This window comes from Sphingobacterium bovisgrunnientis, assembly GCF_009829085.1.
GTDB classification, from domain to species: domain Bacteria; phylum Bacteroidota; class Bacteroidia; order Sphingobacteriales; family Sphingobacteriaceae; genus Sphingobacterium; species Sphingobacterium bovisgrunnientis.
This window is the reverse complement of the sequence record NZ_WUQY01000120.1, coordinates 1-518: the sequence shown is the minus strand read 5'-3', so window position 1 is coordinate 518 and position 518 is coordinate 1. Positions and strand designations below refer to the sequence as shown.

At 33.8% G+C, this 518-nt stretch carries 2 protein-coding genes; one reads left to right on the top strand and one right to left on the bottom strand.

The window, feature by feature from the left end; all coding sequences use genetic code 11:
- Positions 1-153 precede the first annotated feature (153 nt).
- The gene (locus GOQ16_RS18500; protein ID WP_262886280.1) at positions 154-285 is read left to right on the top strand and encodes a hypothetical protein; all 132 of its coding nucleotides are present in this window, start codon (positions 154-156) and stop codon (positions 283-285) included.
- On the opposite strand, the gene GOQ16_RS18495 is transcribed toward GOQ16_RS18500, so the two are convergent.
- A partial coding sequence (locus tag GOQ16_RS18495) for a pepsin/retropepsin-like aspartic protease family protein (protein WP_160070435.1) occupies positions 275-518 on the bottom strand: 244 nt, incomplete at its 5' end. The two genes, GOQ16_RS18500 and GOQ16_RS18495, sit on opposite strands and share 11 nt — an antisense overlap.

The following is a 518-nucleotide window of genomic DNA, read 5'->3' as shown; positions in this document are numbered from 1 at the left end:
TATTTTGCATTGCTGCTTTCTTGTTGAATTTTGGCATTTTCTCAATTTTTGTGGACTCTGGAAGATAATCGTGCCAAATCCAATTATGAGGGTGTTTGGGAGTGATTTTTGGGGTAAGAATTGATTTTTAAATAGTGATATGATGAGAAATGTGTGGTTGAAAAAGAAGGAAAAGTTATTGATGTGATGGAAAATATTATTTTATTGAAGAATGTGTGGTTGAAAAGAAGAGAGAGAAAAATGAATTTTGAGGAAAATGGAATCAAACGGGGGCTTAAAGTATAAGTTGCTTTGATTGGCAAGAACAACATTTCCTAAGCAATCTATCAGCATCAAGTACGGATATAATACATGCAGGTAATATTCTTCGTTCACCCCTAAAAACAATTTCAGGCTCTTCTGGCCTTCTAAATACCATTTCTTTGCGGAAACAATCAACTGAAGCATGATTTGCAGCTAAAAAGTTCATGCCCAATATAACATCAAAGTTATGGATATCAAGTGGAATCAAATTAGCT